Origin of the sequence: Desulfosarcina widdelii (genome assembly GCF_009688965.1) — a bacterium.
Taxonomy (GTDB): Bacteria; Desulfobacterota; Desulfobacteria; order Desulfobacterales; family Desulfosarcinaceae; genus Desulfosarcina; species Desulfosarcina widdelii.
This window is the reverse complement of sequence record NZ_AP021875.1, coordinates 5,472,812-5,492,258: the sequence shown is the minus strand read 5'-3', so window position 1 is coordinate 5,492,258 and position 19,447 is coordinate 5,472,812. Positions and strand designations below refer to the sequence as shown.

At 48.5% G+C, this 19,447-nt stretch carries 16 protein-coding genes; all 16 read left to right on the top strand.

From position 1 onward, the window contains the following. Window positions 1-549: 549 nt before the first annotated feature. The 16 genes from GN111_RS25175 (at window position 550) to GN111_RS25100 (ending at window position 19,444) form a co-directional block, all read left to right on the top strand. Window positions 550-2,127, top strand: coding sequence for a LamG domain-containing protein (locus GN111_RS25175; RefSeq protein WP_170302459.1), 1,578 nt, complete (start codon window positions 550-552; stop codon window positions 2,125-2,127). Between the two features lie 505 nt (window positions 2,128-2,632). Further along, on the top strand, window positions 2,633-3,484 hold the full coding sequence (gene rfbF / locus GN111_RS25170; RefSeq protein ID WP_269433794.1) for a glucose-1-phosphate cytidylyltransferase: 852 nt from the start codon (window positions 2,633-2,635) through the stop codon (window positions 3,482-3,484). A gap of 54 nt (window positions 3,485-3,538) precedes the next feature. After that, entirely contained in the window at window positions 3,539-4,657 is a 1,119-nt protein-coding gene (locus tag GN111_RS25165) for an NAD-dependent epimerase/dehydratase family protein (RefSeq protein ID WP_155306400.1), read from the top strand. Next, window positions 4,657-6,006, top strand: coding sequence for a UDP-glucose dehydrogenase family protein (locus GN111_RS25160; protein ID WP_155306399.1), 1,350 nt, complete (start codon window positions 4,657-4,659; stop codon window positions 6,004-6,006). Before GN111_RS25165 ends, GN111_RS25160 begins: the two co-directional genes overlap by 1 nt. Then, the gene (gene rfbC, locus GN111_RS25155) at window positions 6,003-6,536 is read left to right on the top strand and encodes a dTDP-4-dehydrorhamnose 3,5-epimerase (protein WP_155306398.1); all 534 of its coding nucleotides are present in this window, start codon (window positions 6,003-6,005) and stop codon (window positions 6,534-6,536) included. Before GN111_RS25160 ends, rfbC begins: the two co-directional genes overlap by 4 nt. Before the next feature lie 29 nt (window positions 6,537-6,565). Then, on the top strand, window positions 6,566-7,411 hold the full coding sequence (locus tag GN111_RS25150) for a nucleotidyltransferase family protein (protein ID WP_155306397.1): 846 nt from the start codon (window positions 6,566-6,568) through the stop codon (window positions 7,409-7,411). Next, entirely contained in the window at window positions 7,408-8,688 is a 1,281-nt protein-coding gene (locus GN111_RS25145) for an NAD(P)H-dependent oxidoreductase (protein ID WP_155306396.1), read from the top strand. Before GN111_RS25150 ends, GN111_RS25145 begins: the two co-directional genes overlap by 4 nt. A 153-nt stretch (window positions 8,689-8,841) precedes the next feature. Then, the gene (locus GN111_RS25140; RefSeq protein WP_231715554.1) at window positions 8,842-9,729 is read left to right on the top strand and encodes an ABC transporter permease; all 888 of its coding nucleotides are present in this window, start codon (window positions 8,842-8,844) and stop codon (window positions 9,727-9,729) included. 72 nt (window positions 9,730-9,801) lie between these two features. After that, window positions 9,802-11,160: an ABC transporter ATP-binding protein gene (locus GN111_RS25135; protein WP_231715553.1), complete on the top strand. Its 1,359-nt coding sequence runs from the start codon at window positions 9,802-9,804 to the stop codon at window positions 11,158-11,160. 392 nt (window positions 11,161-11,552) lie between these two features. After that, complete coding sequence (locus tag GN111_RS25130) at window positions 11,553-13,136, top strand: hypothetical protein (RefSeq protein WP_155306394.1); 1,584 nt, start codon at window positions 11,553-11,555, stop codon at window positions 13,134-13,136. 194 nt (window positions 13,137-13,330) lie between these two features. Further along, on the top strand, window positions 13,331-14,215 hold the full coding sequence (locus GN111_RS25125; protein WP_155306393.1) for a dimethyl sulfoxide reductase anchor subunit: 885 nt from the start codon (window positions 13,331-13,333) through the stop codon (window positions 14,213-14,215). A gap of 49 nt (window positions 14,216-14,264) precedes the next feature. Continuing rightward, entirely contained in the window at window positions 14,265-14,993 is a 729-nt protein-coding gene (locus tag GN111_RS25120) for an acyltransferase (protein WP_197740422.1), read from the top strand. 126 nt (window positions 14,994-15,119) lie between these two features. Beyond that, window positions 15,120-16,763, top strand: a complete 1,644-nt coding sequence (locus tag GN111_RS25115) for a GMC oxidoreductase (RefSeq protein WP_155306392.1) — start codon at window positions 15,120-15,122, stop codon at window positions 16,761-16,763. A gap of 48 nt (window positions 16,764-16,811) precedes the next feature. Beyond that, complete coding sequence (locus GN111_RS25110; RefSeq protein WP_155306391.1) at window positions 16,812-17,447, top strand: 4Fe-4S dicluster domain-containing protein; 636 nt, start codon at window positions 16,812-16,814, stop codon at window positions 17,445-17,447. 59 nt (window positions 17,448-17,506) lie between these two features. Continuing rightward, window positions 17,507-18,448 carry a glycosyltransferase family 2 protein gene (locus tag GN111_RS25105; RefSeq protein WP_155306390.1) on the top strand — a complete coding sequence of 314 codons (942 nt, stop codon included), beginning with the start codon at window positions 17,507-17,509 and terminating at the stop codon, window positions 18,446-18,448. Between the two features lie 39 nt (window positions 18,449-18,487). After that, window positions 18,488-19,444, top strand: coding sequence for a glycosyltransferase family 2 protein (locus tag GN111_RS25100; RefSeq protein WP_170302458.1), 957 nt, complete (start codon window positions 18,488-18,490; stop codon window positions 19,442-19,444). Window positions 19,445-19,447: the final 3 nt, after the last annotated feature.

The following is a 19,447-nucleotide window of genomic DNA, read 5'->3' as shown; positions in this document are numbered from 1 at the left end:
TCGGCGGTTTCCCGTCTACCGCAACGTCGTGAGTGACGACCCTTATATATCAAGCAATCTCTCTATGCAAACAAAATGCCATAGACAAGCATCCCCCGAGCGTCCAAGAAATCCTGCATTCATCAAGGGTTTCAGGAGGTTTTGGCAGTTCACACCATGGCGTGATTTGGCGTGATTTGGAAATATGAGAAAATTATTTCCTACCCCATGGGTAGTTTGGTAACCAAATACCTATGCACTGCCTGGTCAGAAGGATAGACTTCCCTATCGACCCTCCCTATTCCACCAGCATCCTGTCCGGCCAAAAAGCCCGCTTGGCAAGGCCCGCAAGGATCGGCTTGTCCTCTTCGAATTTGTATGGCATAACCATTGCTAGCTAAGAGCTTAAAGTCGCTTTCGCTTGGAAAATGTTTCCGGAAAGCTCCACGGTAACCGATTTTGGCAGACATCGTTTGATCTTAGCAGTCAGGAGTGGTTGAAGGGCTGAGTGATAATAAAAAAGTGTGGAATGACGCTTATCGAAAGGGAGAGGAAATGAGGAAAATGAAAATGAGAAAGTTTGTGTTTGGTTTAGCCGTAATGGTTTTTGCAGGATGGTTTCTTGTCGTGGCCGACGCCACTTTCGCCGCCTGTCCGGATAACATCACCGGCTACTGGAAGCTCAACGAAAGCGCAGCCCCTTATGCGGATTTCATCGGCGGGCGCGATGGTGCGGTGGCTACGGGCAAGCTCGCGCCGGCGGATGCTGCTGGCGTCGTTGGCAATGCGAAGCTTTTCGACAACGCGGGAGGCAGCGAAACCGGGATCGACGTGCCGGCCAGCAGCAGCTTTAACTGGGCCGTTGAAGACAGCTTCTCCATCGAAGTGTGGGTCAGGACTGATGGAGACATTGCTGCTCCCGCCGCTAACCAGGTTTTTGTCGGCCGGTACGATTCCACCGAGAACTTGCAATGGTGGATCGGCATCAATACAAGTGGCAACGCCGCCTTCTATCTGCAGGACGGCAGCGGCGACACGACTACGGTGACCAATGCGGCTGGTGTCGACCTTACCGACGGCACCTGGCACCACGTGGTGGCCGTTAGGGACGGCAGCAACAACCTGCTTTACGTAGACGGCACCCTTGAGGATTCGGACAATACACCGGCATTTACCAAGGGCTTCGACTCGGGGAGCGCGGAGATGAACATCGGTTGGCTCAACCGGACCCCGTTTTATCATTTTGCCGGACTGCTGGATGAAGTGGCCGTGTACGACCGGGCGCTGCCCCAAAGCGAGATCGAGGATCACTACGACGCCGGGTTTCTGCAGGGTGACGACTACTGCGCGGGCAGCGATGCGCCCAGCGATGCGCCCTATCCGGAGGACACGATCTCGCTGTGGAAGCTTGACGAGGCGGGCGGTTCGACCTATGTGGACAGCTTTGGGGGCCATGACGGTGATGGCAATCCCGATCCCACCCCTGCCACGGGGACCGTCGATGGCGCTCAAGATTTCAACACCGACAAGGGAATCGATGTGCCGGCCTACAGCGCCATCAACTGGGCTAACACCGACGATTTCTCCATTGAAGTTTGGGTCAGCACGGTTGGCGACATTGCTGTTCCCGGTGACAACCAGGTTTTTATCGGCCGCTGGGATTCAAACCAGGGAACGGGCATGCAGTTGTGGGTCGGCATGGATACATCCGGCCAGGCCGTTTTCCAGTTGAAGGACGGCACCGGCGCGGCGCTCGATATAAGAGGCTCGGACGATCTAACCGACGGTACCTGGCACCACGTGGTGGCCGTTAGGGACGGCAACAACAACCTGCTTTACGTAGACGGAGCTCTGCAGGATTCGGACAATACACCGGCCTTCACCAGGGGATTTGGTTCGGGGGCATCGGAGCTGAACATCGGCTGGCTCGACCAGGGCGACTATTATTTTGACGGGCTGCTGGACGAGGTGGCCGTGTACGGGCGGGCGCTGCCCCAAAGCGAGATCGAGGATCACTACGACGCTGGATTGCAGGGCGATGGCATCGAAACAGCCAATCCTATAAATGATGATGATGATGACGACAGCAGCAGTGGCGGCGGCGGCGGTGGCGGCGGCGGCGGCTGCTTTATTAGCAGCATGTTCTAAATGAGAGCTCAAAAAAGAAACGGATTTTAAAAAACGGGTGGGGGTTTAAAAAATGCCCCCACCCTTCTTCTTTACTCCGGGCTAAGTTTGGATTGTTATCACCAGATACTTGCCAATAAATCTTCGTAGTCCTGGTTTGATTCCGATTGAATACGGCGGCAGTGTGGAAACTTTTTCATTCTCTCTATCAGAGAATGCCCTTCAGGTGCGAGCATCCTGCGCGGCATCCATCTTACATCCTGGAATCACGGGATTTTTAATTATTGAAAAGCTTGCATGACAATTGCATAACATGGCATTCGGTTGGGTTGCCTGATGCCGTGCCAAATCGGATCTCATGCTCTCTGCCGACTTGCCGATAACCATGTGAGATCCATTGACAGTTGTCGGGACATGGGAGCATTATCACAATCCATGATTATTTCGTGTTGACGATTCGATAATTTGCTTTTTAACTGTTGATGCTATGCATGGGGTGATTCCCGCAGTGGGGCGAAACCCGCAAGTGAATCAGTCTTTTCCTGTAACTGAGAAAGCGGAGCTATATTCAATTGAACGTAAATTCAAAGTTAAGAGGGATGCCATGAAAGCAGTTATCCTGGCCGGGGGCTTTGGAACGCGCTTGTCCGAGGAGACGGGTGTCAGACCCAAGCCGATGGTGGAAATTGGTGACAAACCGATGCTCTGGCATATCATGAAGATTTATTCTGCCCATGGAATCAATGAATTTATCATCTGTTTGGGTTACAAAGGATACATGATCAAGGAGTATTTTGCGACCTACACCCTTCATATGTCAGATATTACATTCGACCTGCGCAATAACGACGTCAAGGTACATCAGAACGGAACGGAACCCTGGAAGATAACGCTGGTCGACACGGGGGAGTCCACCATGACCGGCGGCAGGCTGAAGCGGGTGCGGGAATATGTCGGGGACGAGACATTCTGCCTGACCTACGGCGATGGGGTGAGCGACGTGAATATCGACAAGTTGATCCAGTTCCATCAAAGCCGGAAGGTGTTGGCCACGCTTACTGCCGTGAAACCTCCCGGACGGTTCGGTGCATTCAGTTTGAACAAAGACGAACACATCATTACGTCATTCAAAGAAAAACCGCAAGGTGACGGGGCCTGGATCAATGGCGGCTTTTTTGTGCTTGGTCCCGAAGTAATGGATTATATCGATGGGGATGCCACGGTGTGGGAACGAGAGCCGATGGAACATCTGGCCCGTGAAGGCATGCTTGCTGCCTATCGCCATTACGGTTTCTGGCATCCCATGGACACCTTGCGGGATAAGAATGTACTTGAAGATCTCTGGCAGGCCGGCCGAGCTCCGTGGAAGGCCTGGTAAGGTCCTATTTGTGCCGACCCATAAATCGATCAACCCCTAACTACAAGTGAGCATATGGAAAACGGGAAGCGTATTGTCGAACAGGATCTGGCCTCGATGTGCAAGCAGCTTGAAAAAGACCTGGGCACCATGGGCGGGAAAAAGCTATTAATCACCGGAGGAGCAGGATTTTTAGGGTATTATCTTGTCCAGGTGATCGATTTTTGGAATCGAGAATTTCGTCCCACCCATAAGATCGGTCTAACCATACTGGACAATCTGATACGGGGATTGCCTGAATGGCTGGCGCGCCTGGAAGCACAATCGGGTATTACGTTGCGCACCCACAATATCGCCCGGCCATTGCCGAATGATTTGCCCGATGACTTTGCCTTTATCATTCATGCCGCTTCGATTGCCTCGCCGACATTCTACCGCCAATACCCCATTGAGACGATGGACGCCAATGTCAACGGCCTGCGCCACCTTTTAGAATATGTAAAACATCAGCGCCAGGGGGGAAGGCATGTACCGGAAGGGTTCCTGTTCTACTCGAGCAGCGAGGTCTACGGCGATCCGGCACCCGACCAGATACCCACTTCGGAAAATTACAATGGCAATGTTTCCTTTACCGGACCACGCGCGTGTTACGACGAATCCAAACGTTACGGGGAAACCCTATGTGTGAACTTTGCCCGACAATATGATTTGCCGATTAGAATCGCGCGCCCATTCAACAATTACGGACCGGGTTTGAAAATTACCGATCGCCGGGTGATTCCCGATTTTGCCCGAAATATCTTCCGGAATGAGGATATCGTCATGCTGTCCGACGGGAAGCCAACAAGAACCTTCTGTTATGTCGCCGATGCAGTCGTCGGCTACTATAAGGTGCTGATCAACGGCTGCAGCGGCCAGGCATACAATATCGGTACGGAAACTCCCGAGATATCCATGGCGGAATTGGCCCGCAGGATGGCAGCCCAGGCAGCAGCCATGTGGGGATACAAGGGATCCGTCATCACCCGTACCAGCGAGGAGAAAACCTACCTGGTGGACAATCCCAACCGGCGCTGTCCGAGAATCGACAAGGCGATGGATGAATTGGGGTACTGTCCGCAAACCGGGATTGACGAGGGCCTGCGTCGCTCGCTGTTGTGGTATCGGGACAATCAGAATGCAGAGGAGGCCTAGTGAAGATATCGGTCGTCGGTACGGGATACGTGGGGTTGGTTTCCGGCGTTTGCCTGGCGGAACTTGGGCATACGGTGATCTGCGTGGATGTGGACACAGCAAAAGTCGATCAAATCAACAGAGGCGATTCACCGATATATGAGCAGGGCCTTGACGAGTTGCTACAAAAAAATTTGGGCACCCGCCTGACTGCCACCACCGATCTGGAACGAGCGGTGCATGAAACCGAACTTTCCATGATAGCCGTAGGAACACCCTTTGACGGCCGGGCCATCGACCTGTCTTTTGTTCGGCAAGCGGCTGAAATGATCGGCGACGCGCTAAAAACCAAATCGGCGTACCATGTTGTGGTGGTGAAGAGCACGGTAATACCAGGAACGACCGATTCCGTTGTGACACCCGCACTGGAGAACGCCTCGGGAAAAAAAGCAGGCGCGGATTTCGGAGTTGGGATGAATCCGGAGTTTTTGCGCGAAGGGGATGCGGTGGCCGATTTCATGAGACCCGACCGCATCGTTCTGGGAGCATGTGATTCACGCAGCCATGGTGTAATGCGGCAGCTTTACGAGCCGTTCACATCGGCGAATATCCTATCTACCAATTCCCGAACGGCTGAAATGATCAAATACACTGCCAATTCGCTGCTGGCGACGCTGATATCTTTTTCTAATGAAATCGGTAACTTATGTAAAAAATCCGGGGAAGTAGACGTCGCTGAAGTGATGAAGGGCGTTCATTTGGACAAACGGCTGAGCCCGATAGGGGAAAACGGGCGCCGGATCGTACCCGCCATCACCACGTTTATCGAGGCCGGATGCGGCTTTGGCGGCAGCTGTTTCCCTAAAGATGTCAAGGCTCTCATCGCCTATGGACAATCGTTGGGAGAGTCGATGAGTCTTCTCGATGCAGTAATCCGGATCAATCGTGAGCAACCCGGACAGATTATTGCAATGTTAAAAAAACACTTTCATAGTCTGCAAGGTGTTTCCGTTGCCATCCTTGGCCTGGCATTCAAGCCTGAAACGGACGACATGCGCGAATCGCCGGCCATACCGGTCATTCACACACTCGTTGAGCAAGGCGCAAGGATCCATGCATTCGATCCGGTGGCTAGAAATGAGGCAAAAAAACTGTTTGGCGACGCCATCACATACGCCGAAACTTTGGAAGACGCACTTGCCGATTCCAGTGCGGTGGCGATTCTTACCCGATGGGACGCCTTCAAGCGCCTGCCCCGTTTGGTCCAGGCCATGCATCCCCAGCCATTGGTCATTGACGGCAGAAGGATGCTCGATAAAAAGGATTTTGACCGTTACGAGGGAATCGGGATGGGAGAGCGATCATTATGAAGTTTGAAAAAACCGAGATTGCGGGCGTGGTCGTTATAAAACTTGAAAAAATCCAGGACCCTCGGGGTTACTTTGCCCGGACCTTCTGCAGACGGGAGTTTGAAACCCATGGACTTTCTACATCACTGGTACAGGCCAATACGGCACTGAGTCACCACAAAGGGACCTTGCGGGGAATGCACTACCAGGCCGCCCCCCATGGAGAAGCCAAGCTGGTGCGCTGTATCCGGGGCGCCATTTTCGACGCCGTCGTTGACTTGAGGCCGGCGTCGCCAAGCTACTGCCGGTGGTTCGGCGTTGAACTGACGGAAGATAACGGCCGCATGCTTTATTTTCCCGAAGGCCTTGCCCACGGATATCAAACTTTGCAAGACGATTCCGAAGTGGCTTATATGGTGTCGCAATTTTATACTCCCGAGGCGGAAAAAGGGGTAAGATGGAACGATCCCCGATTCAACATCGTTTGGCCCATCGTGGATGGGGTTCTTCTGTCAGATAAAGACCGGCAATGGCCGGATTTCACTGATTGATCCATTTATGTTTACCACTTCGACGGTCAATGGTTAAGATTAGAGGCGCGCTGAGGAACGAATTAATCGGTCTGTTGCCCGCGGCAGGGAAAGCCAGCCGCATCCAGCCGCTGCCTTGCAGCAAAGAACTGCTTCCGGTTGGACTGCAGGCACTGGGGACAGGCCAGGGGGAAGATGCCCTCCGCCCCAAAGCGATCAGTCAGTATTTGCTGGAAAGCATGGTCAGGGCCGGCGCCGGTAAAGCCTTTATCGTGATTAATCGCGAGAAATGGGACATCCCAGCCTATTTTGGCCCGGGCCGGTTGACAGGCGCTGATCTAGCCTATGTGGTTACCGATTGCCCCTATGGTGCACCATTCAGTCTTAGGCAGGCCTTTCCCTTTGTTCGTGATGCGACTGTTTTGTTCGGGTTTCCCGATATTCGCTTTACACCGGTGAACGCATTTTCCCGTCTGCTTGAAAAGCAAAGTGCCTCCGGCGCCGATCTGGTTATGGGATTGTACCGGGCATCGGACCCGTCGAAGATGGATATGGTCCGCCTCGACCGCAATGGCGGTATTCAAGGGATTGACATAAAACCGGCGGCAACGACATTGACCTTTACATGGATTATTGCCGTTTGGTCGCCGACGTTTACAAGGTTTATGCAACGTGCACTGGATGACGCCGAACCCTTGGTGGCAGAAGAATACAACGCCGTCCCCAAGGGCCGCCGCCGTGAGTATTATGTCGGCAATGTTATCCAGACGGCCTTGGATTCGGGCCTGAACGTGGCCAGCGTGATTTTTGACGAGGGCCGCTATATTGATATCGGTACACCGGAAAGCCTTGTTGCAGCGATGACGCAAATAACTGCCGAAAAGGAGAAGCGATGATTATCGTCGACACCGCCTTGAGAAAAAGACACGATAACAATAACCCGATTAAGGTCGGGCTGGTGGGCGCCGGGTATATCGGACGCGGCATCACCTTGCAAATCGAACGCTACCTTCCGGGGATGACGGTGGCGGCGATTGCCAACCGGACCCTTTCGGCGGCTGAACGGGCTTACCGTGAAGCAGGCGTTGGCTCGGTGCAAACCGTGGAAAATGTCTCACAGCTCAACGAAGCCGTCTTAAAAGGTGTTTATGCCGTCACCGACGATCCACACCTGCTTTGTGAGGCGGAGGGTATCGAGGCGATAATCGAAGCGACCGGACATGTGGAGTATAGCGCGCATGTGGCTTTGAACGGGATTAAAAACAAAAAACACATGATCCTGATGAATGCGGAACTGGATGCGACCGTAGGGCCGATTCTCAAAGTCTACGCCGACAGGGCCGGCGTTGTCGTCACTAACGCCGATGGTGATCAGCCCGGCGTAATGATGAATCTCTATCGATTTGTCAAATCAATCGGTTACGATCCGGTATTGGTTGGTAACATCAAAGGGCTGCAGGATTATTACCGGACGCCGGAAACCCAGAAAGGATTCGCCGAGGCCCACGGGCTCTCTCCGGAAATGGCCACATCGTTTGCCGACGGAACCAAAATTTCCATGGAGAATGCGGTGGTAGCCAACGCCACGGGCTTTAAAGCCGGAAAACGAGGAATGTACGGACCGCGCTGCAAACATGTCAATGAGGCTGTTGATCTTTTTCCTCTCGACCAATTGATGGGCGGCGGTCTGGTGGATTACATCATCGGTGCCGAACCCGGACCAGGTGTGTTTGTATTGGGCCATAACGATCATCCGGAGCGGCGCAATTATATGAAGTATTTTAAAATGGGCGCTGGCCCCATCTATCCGTTTTACGTTCCCTATCATCTTCCTCATCTTGAGGTGCCCCTGACAGTGGCTAGAGCGGTTTTGTTTCATGACGCGGCCATTGCACCTGTGTCAGGCCCAGTGTGCGATGTCATTACGGTGGCAAAACGAAACCTCAAGGCCGGTGACATGCTCGACGGCATCGGCGGGTTTACCTGCTATGGGATGCTCGAAAATGTAGAGGTTAGCCAAAAGGAGAATCTATTGCCCATGGGGCTCAGCGAGGGATGCCGTTTGTCAACGGATATTCCAATCGATCAGCCAGTCACATATGATAACGTTATCTTGCCGAAAGGCCGGCTCTGCGACAAACTGAGGGATGAACAAAATCTGTATTTTCAATAACTTTTAGATGCCGGAGTATTCGCCTTTTTTGGTTTTCAGAGAAATGTATGCATACCGTTAAGCAACTTTTCTCTCAGTTTTCTCACAACCTTGTTCTCTTTTTGAAGTTTGTGTCTATAAATCCTGTAAATTACAGAAATCTAAAAGTTTAAAATGAAAATCACCAAGGAATTGGTAAACGTGGCGCGCCAATTGAATAATCAAAACACCATGAATATGGGTGATGAAATCATAACCACGATTGAACCCAAATCAGGGTGGGGTCTCGTCAATTTCAAAGAACTTCGTGAGTACCGCGATCTTCTTCTCTTCCTTATTTGGCGGGATATAAAAGTTTTGTATGCCCAGACCATTCTGGGTTTTCTTTGGGCCATCATTCAGCCAATGACACAAATAATCGTATTTACCATTGTTTTCGGTAAGGTTGCTAAAATAAATACAGATGGAATCCCCTATTTTCTTTTTTCGACTGTCGCGATTATCCCATGGACATATATGTCGCAAGCCATGGTACAATCCAGCCAGAGCTTGGTGATCGGGCAGCATATTCTCGGGAAGGTATATTTTCCCCGATTGATATTTCCGCTAACGGCTGTCTTGTCCAAGATGGTCGATTTTTTTATTTCCCTTGTCATAGTCCTATTTGCACTGGTTTATTACAAAATTGTTCCCACATGGAACCTGCTGATGCTCCCGCTTTTTATTTTACATATGGCCTGTATCGCCGCAGGTGTAGGTTTCTGGCTGTCGGCAATGGCAATCCGCTATCGGGATGTAAAATATGCCATGAGTTTCGTGACCCGAATCCTTATGTATACGGCACCGATTGTTTATTCTGCTTCAAACATCCCCAATCAATGGCGCCTTTTGTATTCCCTGAATCCAATTGTGGGTACCATCGAGGGTTTCAGGGCCTGTTTATTGGGAGTGCCAATGCCTTGGGCTTTCATTTGGCCAGGATTGATTACAGCTACGGTCTTGCTGATCAGCGGCGCGCTTTATTTTACGCATATGGAGAAAGTGTTTGTAGACGTTATTTAACTCGTCCGGCAGTGGCAACCTAACCATTTTTTAGTTGAATCGGCTTATCAAATGCTCAAGGGGACCCAGATTTTGGATCAGGATCTATCCATTAAAGTAGAAAAAATAAGCAAAATATACAGAATCGGAAGTAGAAACGAGATCAGGGACAATCTTGCGCAAACCCTTTTTGGATTCGTTAAAAGTCCCATCAAAAATTTTAAAAGGTACCGCGCCCTCTACCATTTCAAGGAAGCCGAAGTGTCCGCCAGTGAACAACCGGACAAAACGGATTCCGACATTTTATGGGCGGTGAAGGATCTTTCGTTTGAGGTTAAAAAAGGTGAGGTCGTCGGTTTTATCGGCCGCAACGGCGCGGGCAAATCGACCCTGTTAAAGATCTTGTGCAGAATTACCCATCCAACTCGCGGCCGTGCCAGGGTTCGAGGGAGGATCTCAAGCCTTTTGGAAGTCGGTACCGGTTTCCACAATGAATTGACCGGAAGGGAAAATGTTTATCTGAATGGTACGATATTGGGAATGAAAAAAGCGGAGGTCGATCGTAAATTTGATGAGATCGTCGCTTTTTCAGGGATAGAAAAATTTATTGATACACCGGTTAAACGCTATTCCAGTGGAATGAAAGTACGACTGGCATTTTCGGTAGCAGCTCATCTGGAACCGGACATTCTGATCATCGATGAAGTCCTTGCTGTTGGGGATGCAGATTTCCAGAAAAAGTGTTTGAGCAAGATGGAAGATGTCGGCGGAAGGGGCCGCACCGTCGTTTTCGTCTCCCATGACATGGCTGCAGTCACGAGATTGTGCAACCGGGTCATGTTGCTTGAAGAGGGCAAGATCGTAAAGGACGGTTCTCCAGATCAGGTGGTCAGTCACTACCTGACATCGGGATATGGTACGATGGCTGCTCGAGAGTGGTCGGACCAGGAAAAAGCACCCGGTGGCAATGTTGCCCGTCTAAGATCCGCAAGAATAAAAGCAAGCGACGGCAGGGTCACGGACTATATCGACATCCGGCAACCAGTTACAGTGGAAATGGCATACGATGTGTTTAAAGACGGCTTCGTGCTGCTGCCGATATTTGCCTTCAACAACGAGGAGGGGTTGCGTATTTTTACGGCCGTGGATCTTGACCCCGACTGGCGGCGTAAGCCCCGCCCCCAGGGACGGTTCATCAGCATCGTTCATATCCCCGGAAACATGCTTGCAGAAGGGATGATTTTTGTAAATTGCAACCTATTGACGCTGAATCCGGATAACGTCCAATTCATGGAAAAATCTGCAATTGCCTTTCAAGTGGTCGATAGCATGGAGGGCGATTCCGCTCGAGGTGATTATGCCAGGAGTTTTCCGGGAATCGTAAGGCCGATGCTAAAATGGACGACCCAATATAAACCGGCTCCTGATCCACCGGTGGCTGACGGTATTTGAGTACCGAAAAAGCAATCATTGACGGAAATAAAATATTGATATAGGCATGTCCTGCAAACACCTAACATGAAGTTTATAAACCGGTTTTCAAAGCTCTCTCGATAATTTTGCCAATGAGTTGGTTACCATTTTTGCACTGACTGGTTACCATTTTTTCCCACTATGTTTTTCATCGATCAAAACGGAGATCAATTTCAGATAATTGTGTTTTATAAACGAATAGTTAAGATTTATGCCAAATCGATTATGATTTGGCATTGGAATTGCGAATACAGTTTGAATTTTTCTTTGGGTTTATGCAATTGCTGATGCTATCCCGGTTGGTTCCGTTGGCATCCACAGAACAACATTTCACAGGCTATCTGCAGCCGATTTTTCAGAAAGGAGTTTCAATGGGAAGCTTATCTCTGCCACATGCTCGGAACACGCTGCTGCTGAGTATAATGGCACTCTTCTTGTTTTCCGGTTTGAATGCTTTTGCCGCTGATCCATTCGTGGAAGTCGATGGGCGAGTTGTCATAGAAGCGGAAAATTACGAGTCCAAAGCGAACACCGGCGTTCGGGACTGGTATATTTTTCCCAGATCGTCGTCGCCCACGCCTGATCCCGACGGCGCCCACACCTCAGGTGCCGGAAATGGGAAATATGTTGAAGCCCTGCCTGATACCCGTGTGACCCATGAGGATCCCTTGCAGGAAAACGTCAATTTTTTCGCAACCGGGAATAATGCCCCCCGTATGAACTATCCGGTCAAGATAAACTCGGCCGGGCGCTACTATATTCGCGCTAGATCGATCTGGACCGGTACAGAAGACAACGGCGTTCACTTTGGATACGACGGCCAATGGCCGACTTCAGGCAGTTCGGCGCAATGGTGCGGGGACTGGAACCTCTGGCAGTGGTCCGGCAATCGCCGTACCGATGCCGAACACTGTGGCATCTATAACGCACTTTACCTGGATCTTTCTGCGGGCGAGCACACAATCATGGTCGCCATGCGGGAAGATGGCTTCGAATTGGACCGATTTATATTGACCAAGGATAGCTCCTATTTCCCATCGGGCATCGGACCGGATGAAAGCGCACGGACAACCGGAGATGACACCTCTACGACGCCCCCCGGCGAGCTTGATTCAAGGTTTGCTGAAACCACACTCATTACGGGTGTTGAGTATTACACGGATAGGGACTATCAGCTAACCAACGTACCTACCTGGTACGAGGGGATGGAAACGATAATCACTCCGAACGACGATCGGAACCGCACTGATTCCAGCGATTATTTAAGTTTTACCATGCCGTATGACGGAACAGTATATGTGGCCTATGACAGTCGGGCCATTAGTGTACCCACCTGGCTGAACGATTTTCTGGATACGGGGGATACGATTCTGACATCCTTGTCGACACAGCCGTCTTTGAAAATATATAGCAAAGACTATGATGCTGGGGATATCATTAATTTCGGGGCCAACAAGGCACCAGGTTTTACCGGTAGCGTTGTCAGTAATTACATTGTCTTTTACGGCAACGGAACCAGCAGTCCGGTCACTTGCACACTGGACGGCGATTTTAACACGACCTCGATGATAGTTGGGGTCTCGTACTATACTGACCGCAGCTATACAATCACGGGTGGCATTCCGGATTGGATGCTGGGTCGAACGCTGATTCAAACGCCCAACGATGAAAAGTATGACAACTCAGCCAGTGGATATATAAAATTCACTACGCCGGTATCATGGTGGGTATATGTCCTTTTTGACAGCAGGTCCGCTTCGGTACCGGATTGGTTGAATGGATGGGAACGATATACGAGATACGGTGATATCCAAACCTCTTTGAGCACACAGCCGTCAATGAAGCTGTACCGAAAAATGTTTGATGCTGGCCAGTGCGTCAATTTGGGCGGCAATTACGGACCGGGCTCATCTTCCGAATACCGCAGCAACTACGCCGTTGTATATGGGAAGTAGCGTTCACCGGCATTTTCAGACCATTTTCGGTTCCATCTTGCCAGAGTGGTACGCTTAAAAAATTAGGGGGCTTGTCTAAAAGACCCGCCCCCTCACCCACCCCACCAAAGTTATTCGTTAAACCGGATAGCCAATAATCCCTAACTTTTAAAAATAATAGCTATTTTATCGACCCGTTGGTTGGTCCCTGCACAATGGACGTCGAATTGTCCTTTTTGAAAATCTTACAGTCTTCTCGGCAACGGACATGGAAATGGCCGGCAGTTGTCAACCTGACGTTGGGTGGTGCAGGTGCCGGCGTATATCTGTTCGGCGCGCTCTTTCCGGTTTTCGGCGGTAAATGGCCGGTCGAAGTGCAGATCATTCCATTCCAGTTACTGGCAGCAATCATTGTCTGCAGCGGCTTTTTTTTTCTATCCATGGAAGCCGGTAGGCCGGCGAGGGCATACCGTTTATTCAGCAACATGGGTTCTTCGTGGATGTCGATCGAGAGTTTTGCCGGTGTAAACTTCATTATTTTTGCCTTGATCAGCTATTTTTACCCGCTCAAATGGATTACTGCAGCAGGAGGGACGGCAGCCTTAATCCTGCTGCTCAGTCAAGGGTTCATGGTGTTCGGTGCCGTCGCAGTAAGCGCCTGGAACGAAAGGCTGATCCCAATACTTTTTGTTACATCGGGCATGATAGCTGCTAATGGACTGGTGTTAATCAACACCCATGCCGATTCAGCAACGGCCAAGATTCCAACACTGTTTTTCATTGTTTTTTCTTTTTGTAATCTTCTGCTTTGGGGCTTTTACCTCTTTGGGCAGTGTAGGGAAGAGTTCAGAAAATCGGTAGACTTTCTTAGGCGGCCCTTTGCATTGCTGCTAATCGGTGGATTGGGGCACATTGTGCCCCTTTGCTTCATGCTTCTACTTTTTTTGTCAATTGGTTCCGACAGGTTTGCCCTTCTCTCGCAGGGTCTATACCTAATATCAGGGGGACTGCTGTTTTTTGGAAGCGTTTGCCAGAAGATTGGCATCATTCTGGCCGCTGGTTATTATCGCCCTATTGTTTTCCAGGCGGACACAGATTAGAGCGAAATCCGGTTGCCTTTGTGGGGCGGATGCAAGGGGCAATTAAAATATGGACTTTCAATCCTGGAACACTAAAGACCACAACCGAATTTATCACGCATTCTCAAAGCGCTGGATCCGTTTCTGGATGCACTATGCTGGCCCGACTGCGGTCGGAAGGACAGCATCCCGATTGGCCTCCTGGTTTGCGCCGCCGCACAAGGCAAGGGTCTACCTGGCCAGAATGAATGCTCACGGTTTTATTGAACCTAACGCCACTATTTATCATTCCAAATTGAAAATGGGGCCGAACGTGTTCATCGGTGAGCACGCGATCATATTTGAAAATTCAGGCGGTGGGCCTGTTGAATTGGGCAGCCAGGTTAATATATTCAGACATACCATTTTGGAAACAGCGCATGGTGGCAGCATCCTCCTTGAAGATGAGGTCAGTATCCATCCACGCTGTCAACTGAATGCCTATGTTTCCTCCATTCGGATTGGCAGCGGTACCATGATCGCACCGAATTGTGCCTTGTATCCATACGATCACGGCATAGCTCCCGGCCGGCCGATTATGGAGCAGCCTCTTGAATCCAAAGGCCCCATTACCATTGGCCGCGAGGCGTGGCTGGGCGTCGGTGTGATTGTTTTAGGCGGTGTAGAAATTGGAGATGGCGCTGTTATTGCGGCGGGATCAATTGTGACCCAAAATATCCCGGAGAACGCCATCGCCGCGGGGACTCCTGCAAAAGCTATAAAAATGAGAAATGATTTGGCAGACAAATTTAAAGCATAAAGCCAGGCGGCGTTCTGAAGCTGTTCCATGCCGGGCTGATATTTCTTATAGGATTTTGTCTCATGGGAGCAGAGAAAGCGCATTTTAAACACAAGCTGCGGGTTTTATAAGAGCAACGATTCCTGAATGTTTATAGATTCCAGGACGATAGAAGAGAACAAGCTGATTAGGGCAGATGTCTGCATTGTTGGCGCCGGCGTAGCAGGGCTTACGGTTGCCCAGGAGTTTATCGGTACCAAAGTCGATCTCTGCATTTTGGAGAGTGGGGGAGAGAAAGCCGATAAGGCGACTCAGTCGTTGAACTGGGGCAAAAATGTGGGCCTACCATATTATTCGTTGGATAGCGCCCGAGCTCGGTTTTTAGGCGGTACAAGTCATTTTTGGATCATAAACCTGCCTGATCGCGGTATGGGGGTAAGGTTAAGGCCCATGGACCCAATCGATTTTGAAGTGAGGGATTGGGTGCCGCATAGTGGCTGGCCTTTCAATAAAAACTATTTGGACCCCTATTATAAACGGGCCCAACAGGTTTGCCGAATTGGCCCATATCGCTATGAACCGCAAAATTGGATTGATCCGGGCATCCGCGATGAACTGAAATTCAAAGACGATCGGATCAACACGACGATTTTTCAGTTTGGCGATCGTAATGTTTTTTTCAAGGATTATGCAGATGCGGTTAAAAAGGCAGACAATATACGGACATTTTTACATGGCAACGCTGTAGAAATTGAAACCAATGAACAAGCGAATGAAGTCAGACGGATTAAGGTTAAATGCCTGAATGGGAACAGATTCTCAATAGCAGCTAAAATATACATTCTGGCTATGGGTGGCCTGGAAGTACCACGCCTGCTGCTGCTGTCGAATAAAATTCAATCCACAGGACTGGGTAATGGTAACGATCTGGTAGGCCGTTATTTTATGGAGCACCCTCATTTATGGTGCAGTGCTTTTTTCCCTGAAAATATCAAGGTGTCCAATGCAACAGCGCTGTACGGGATTTTCAAAAAGCACCAAACCGCGGTCATGGGAAAAATTGCGTTAAGCGAACATACACTAAGAAATGAAAAGCTCCTCAATTGGGTTACATCCATTCATCCGGACTATGATCTCAGCTATAGAAATTTCATGGGATATGATAAGCCGGGTGTCGCTGCATGCATAGAGATTAAAAACAACCTGAAAAAAAAGGCCCCGTTTGCGGAAATAATCCGTCATTTTGGCAAGCTATCAGCCGACCCTAAATCAATTCTCCAATTTATTTATCGAACAACCGCAAGTCACTACAAGAATATTTTCGACCGTGCCAGGCAGATTACGGTCTACCGGTTGAACCCCATGATGGAGCAAGCGCCGAATCCACAAAGTCGAGTTTCTTTGGATGATGAGAAGGATGCATTGGGCCAATTGAGAATCAAGCTGGATTGGCAGCTCACCGAGTTGGACACCTATACCATGACGCGGGCCCAAGAAATTTTAGATCGTGTACTGCAAAAGTCCGGCTTAGGGCATTTGCTGATTGAAACGCAGAGAAATGCGGTACCAAAAGGGATTCATGGCGGGTGGCATCATATGGGCACCACAAGGATGCATTCAAGTCCCTCCCAGGGGGTCGTCGATCCGGATTGTCGAGTTCATGGCATAGCCAATCTGTATATCGGCGGAGCATCTGTTTTCCCGACAAGCGGTTATGCCAATCCGGTGCTTACGACGATTGCATTGGTTTTGCGGCTGGCGGATCATATCAAGGCGATATTGTATGAATAGTTCCCGCCGACACACAGCAATGATCAGGAACAGGATTTACAATCCAAGATGACGCACTGGGCAATGGTTATCGATTTAAATTCATGTATCGGATGCAAGGCCTGCATTGTCGCTTGCAGTCAAGGCAACAATATCCCGGAAGGCATGTGGCGCAAGCATGCCGCCTTAACGAAACCATTGCCCGAAAGCAGGAAACGTTTTACTCTTACACGAAGCTGCATGCACTGCGAGAAACCTCCATGCAAATCAGTTTGCCCTACCGGTGCAACTTTTCAAAGACAAGATGGCATCGTAGATATCGACTATGAAAAGTGTATTGGCTGCGGATACTGTGTGTTGGCATGCCCCTACGATGCAAGGACCATTTATCGATATCAGCATAATTTCCAATCAGCGATAGACCGCCCTACTTCCAACCAGAAGCATGAATCGCGCGAAGGGGTTTGCACCAAATGTAATTTCTGTGCAGACAGGATCGACACAGGTTGTGAAAAAGGCTTGATTCCTGGTCTTGACGTCGACGCAACACCACTTTGTGTAGCAACCTGCAGTGGCGGGGCTCTTTCTTTCGGAGATATTGATGATCCGGAGAGCAGTGTATCTCGCCTTATGAGCGGAAGAAAAACGTTCCGTTTATCCACAGGAATTGAAACCTTCCCTTCCGTATTTTATCTTATAGACTGATCTCTGAGAAAATAAATTGGCGTTTTGCCAACGTCTACCTAATATTTGGAATTTTGGTTATGCATTCAATTTCAGTGATTATCTGCTCATATAACCGTGCCAATGTTCTCGCAGAAACACTGAATAGTTGGCGCGAAGTTGAAAAATCAGGTTTAGATATCGAACTTATCGTTGTGGATAACGGATCAACGGATGATACATCTGAAATCGTTGATAGTTTCCAATCTTCCTGCAGCGAAAATGTTAATTACTTCTGTGAAAAAAAAGCAGGCCTGTCAAGTGCTAGAAATAGAGGTATATTGGAGGCATCAAAAGATATCATCGCGTTTGCTGATGATGATATCTATTTTGACAGGAACTGGGTTAAAGCGCTTTTAAAGATATTCGATGAACATCCCGAAGTATCATGCGTTGGCGGAAAATCAATACCCCAATTTGAGGCGGCGAAACCAGAATGGATGAACCAAAGTATTTTTAACGTTTATGGTTCAACCAATTCCGGTGAAAAAGAAAAAGTGATGGTTTTTCCTGAACACCCGTATGGCCTCAATATGGCTTTTCGAAAGAGCGTTTTTGAAAATATAGGTGACTTTAATCCAGAATTAGGAAGGATAAAAAACTGCCTAGCATCAAATGAAGAAGTAGAAATATTTTATCGTGTAAACAAGGCAGGATTTACTGTTTATTATGCGCCCAAGGCCGTTGTTTTTCATAGGATTCCTAAAAATCGTGTTAATAAATCATGGTTGATCAGACGTTATTATTGGCAAGGAAGATCTGATGTGATATTCAGTTCAATTTACGACCAGGACAATAAACGCGACTACATTATAAAAATTTTCGGATTACTTAAAAGACTCGTTTTTCCAATTGGAATTTCAGCGCCGGTTAAAAATATAAAATATTATACCGAACCGTCTTTTAAAAATGAGTTGGAAACATATAAGTTAGTGGGAATGCTAAAGCAATACATCGACGTATTTTTTAAAAATTGTTCTTAAAAATCAATCATGAAAATTAATTATAAAAAGGCTAAATCCATGGACAATAAAATCCCTCTTGTTACCATCGGCATTCCAACATACAATAGGGCAAATAGTACGCTTTCCAACGCAATTTCGTGTGCATGCAACCAAGACTATTCAAATATTGAAATAATTGTGTCTGATAATTGCTCTAATGACCATACAAAGGAAATCGTTACCGGTTTCCAGGATGAACGTATTCTCTATTTTCGTCAGGATTCCAATATAGGCCCGAATCGGAACTATAATTTTTGTTTAGAAAAGGCAAATGGTAACTATTTTCTTTTGTTGCATGATGATGATCTTATCGATTCCGACTTTGTTTCAACTTGTATGAAAGAGGCAGATTATTCAACTAAATATGCGTTTATCCGTACAGGCACAAGGATTATTGACAAAAACGACAACATCATACAGGAAGAACCAAACGAGGTTTATACTAATGACCCTATAGAAATGTTTGCAGCATGGGTTAGTTGGAAGACATCATTTTATTTATGTAGCACGCTATTTAATACCAAAGCTCTAAAAAAAATCGGTGGTTTTAAATCTAAAAACAATCTTTTTGAAGACGGATTTGCGATAATAAAACTGTCCAATAATAATCCTATTATGAATATTATAGACATCAAATCAAGCTTTAGAAAACATGTCGGCCAAAGAACAAATTATGCAAATGTGCTTAGCTGGAGTGAAGATTTTCGAATTGCACTGGACATGATCTATTTACAGGATACCCTGAATCGCAAAGAAATTTATCAGAAAGGAATGAAGTTGTTTACCCGAGTTTCAATCCATCAATTTGCAAGAAAAATAAAAAATCCGATTAAAAAAGCCGTTGCAATTGTTTTTGTCGGAAAATATTTTCCTTATTATTATTGGCCCAACTCACCTGATATATCTTTAAAATCAAGGTTTGCACGGTTGGCGGCAAAGCTACTTTTTAATAATAGAAAATGTTTGTTACATTAATTA

What these genes read in the sequence shown, in the direction of transcription:
- GN111_RS25175 (WP_170302459.1), top strand. Translation starts at nt 550, where the DNA reads ATGAGAAAGTTTGTGTTTGGTTTAGCCGTAATGGTTTTTGCAGGATGG.
- GN111_RS25165 (WP_155306400.1), top strand. Translation starts at nt 3,539, where the DNA reads ATGGAAAACGGGAAGCGTATTGTCGAACAGGATCTGGCCTCGATGTGC.
- rfbC (WP_155306398.1), top strand. Translation starts at nt 6,003, where the DNA reads ATGAAGTTTGAAAAAACCGAGATTGCGGGCGTGGTCGTTATAAAACTT.
- GN111_RS25150 (WP_155306397.1), top strand. Translation starts at nt 6,566, where the DNA reads ATGGTTAAGATTAGAGGCGCGCTGAGGAACGAATTAATCGGTCTGTTG.
- GN111_RS25145 (WP_155306396.1), top strand. Translation starts at nt 7,408, where the DNA reads ATGATTATCGTCGACACCGCCTTGAGAAAAAGACACGATAACAATAAC.
- GN111_RS25140 (WP_231715554.1), top strand. Translation starts at nt 8,842, where the DNA reads ATGAAAATCACCAAGGAATTGGTAAACGTGGCGCGCCAATTGAATAAT.
- GN111_RS25130 (WP_155306394.1), top strand. Translation starts at nt 11,553, where the DNA reads ATGGGAAGCTTATCTCTGCCACATGCTCGGAACACGCTGCTGCTGAGT.
- GN111_RS25125 (WP_155306393.1), top strand. Translation starts at nt 13,331, where the DNA reads ATGGACGTCGAATTGTCCTTTTTGAAAATCTTACAGTCTTCTCGGCAA.
- GN111_RS25120 (WP_197740422.1), top strand. Translation starts at nt 14,265, where the DNA reads ATGGACTTTCAATCCTGGAACACTAAAGACCACAACCGAATTTATCAC.
- GN111_RS25115 (WP_155306392.1), top strand. Translation starts at nt 15,120, where the DNA reads ATGTTTATAGATTCCAGGACGATAGAAGAGAACAAGCTGATTAGGGCA.
- GN111_RS25110 (WP_155306391.1), top strand. Translation starts at nt 16,812, where the DNA reads ATGACGCACTGGGCAATGGTTATCGATTTAAATTCATGTATCGGATGC.
- GN111_RS25105 (WP_155306390.1), top strand. Translation starts at nt 17,507, where the DNA reads ATGCATTCAATTTCAGTGATTATCTGCTCATATAACCGTGCCAATGTT.
- GN111_RS25100 (WP_170302458.1), top strand. Translation starts at nt 18,488, where the DNA reads ATGGACAATAAAATCCCTCTTGTTACCATCGGCATTCCAACATACAAT.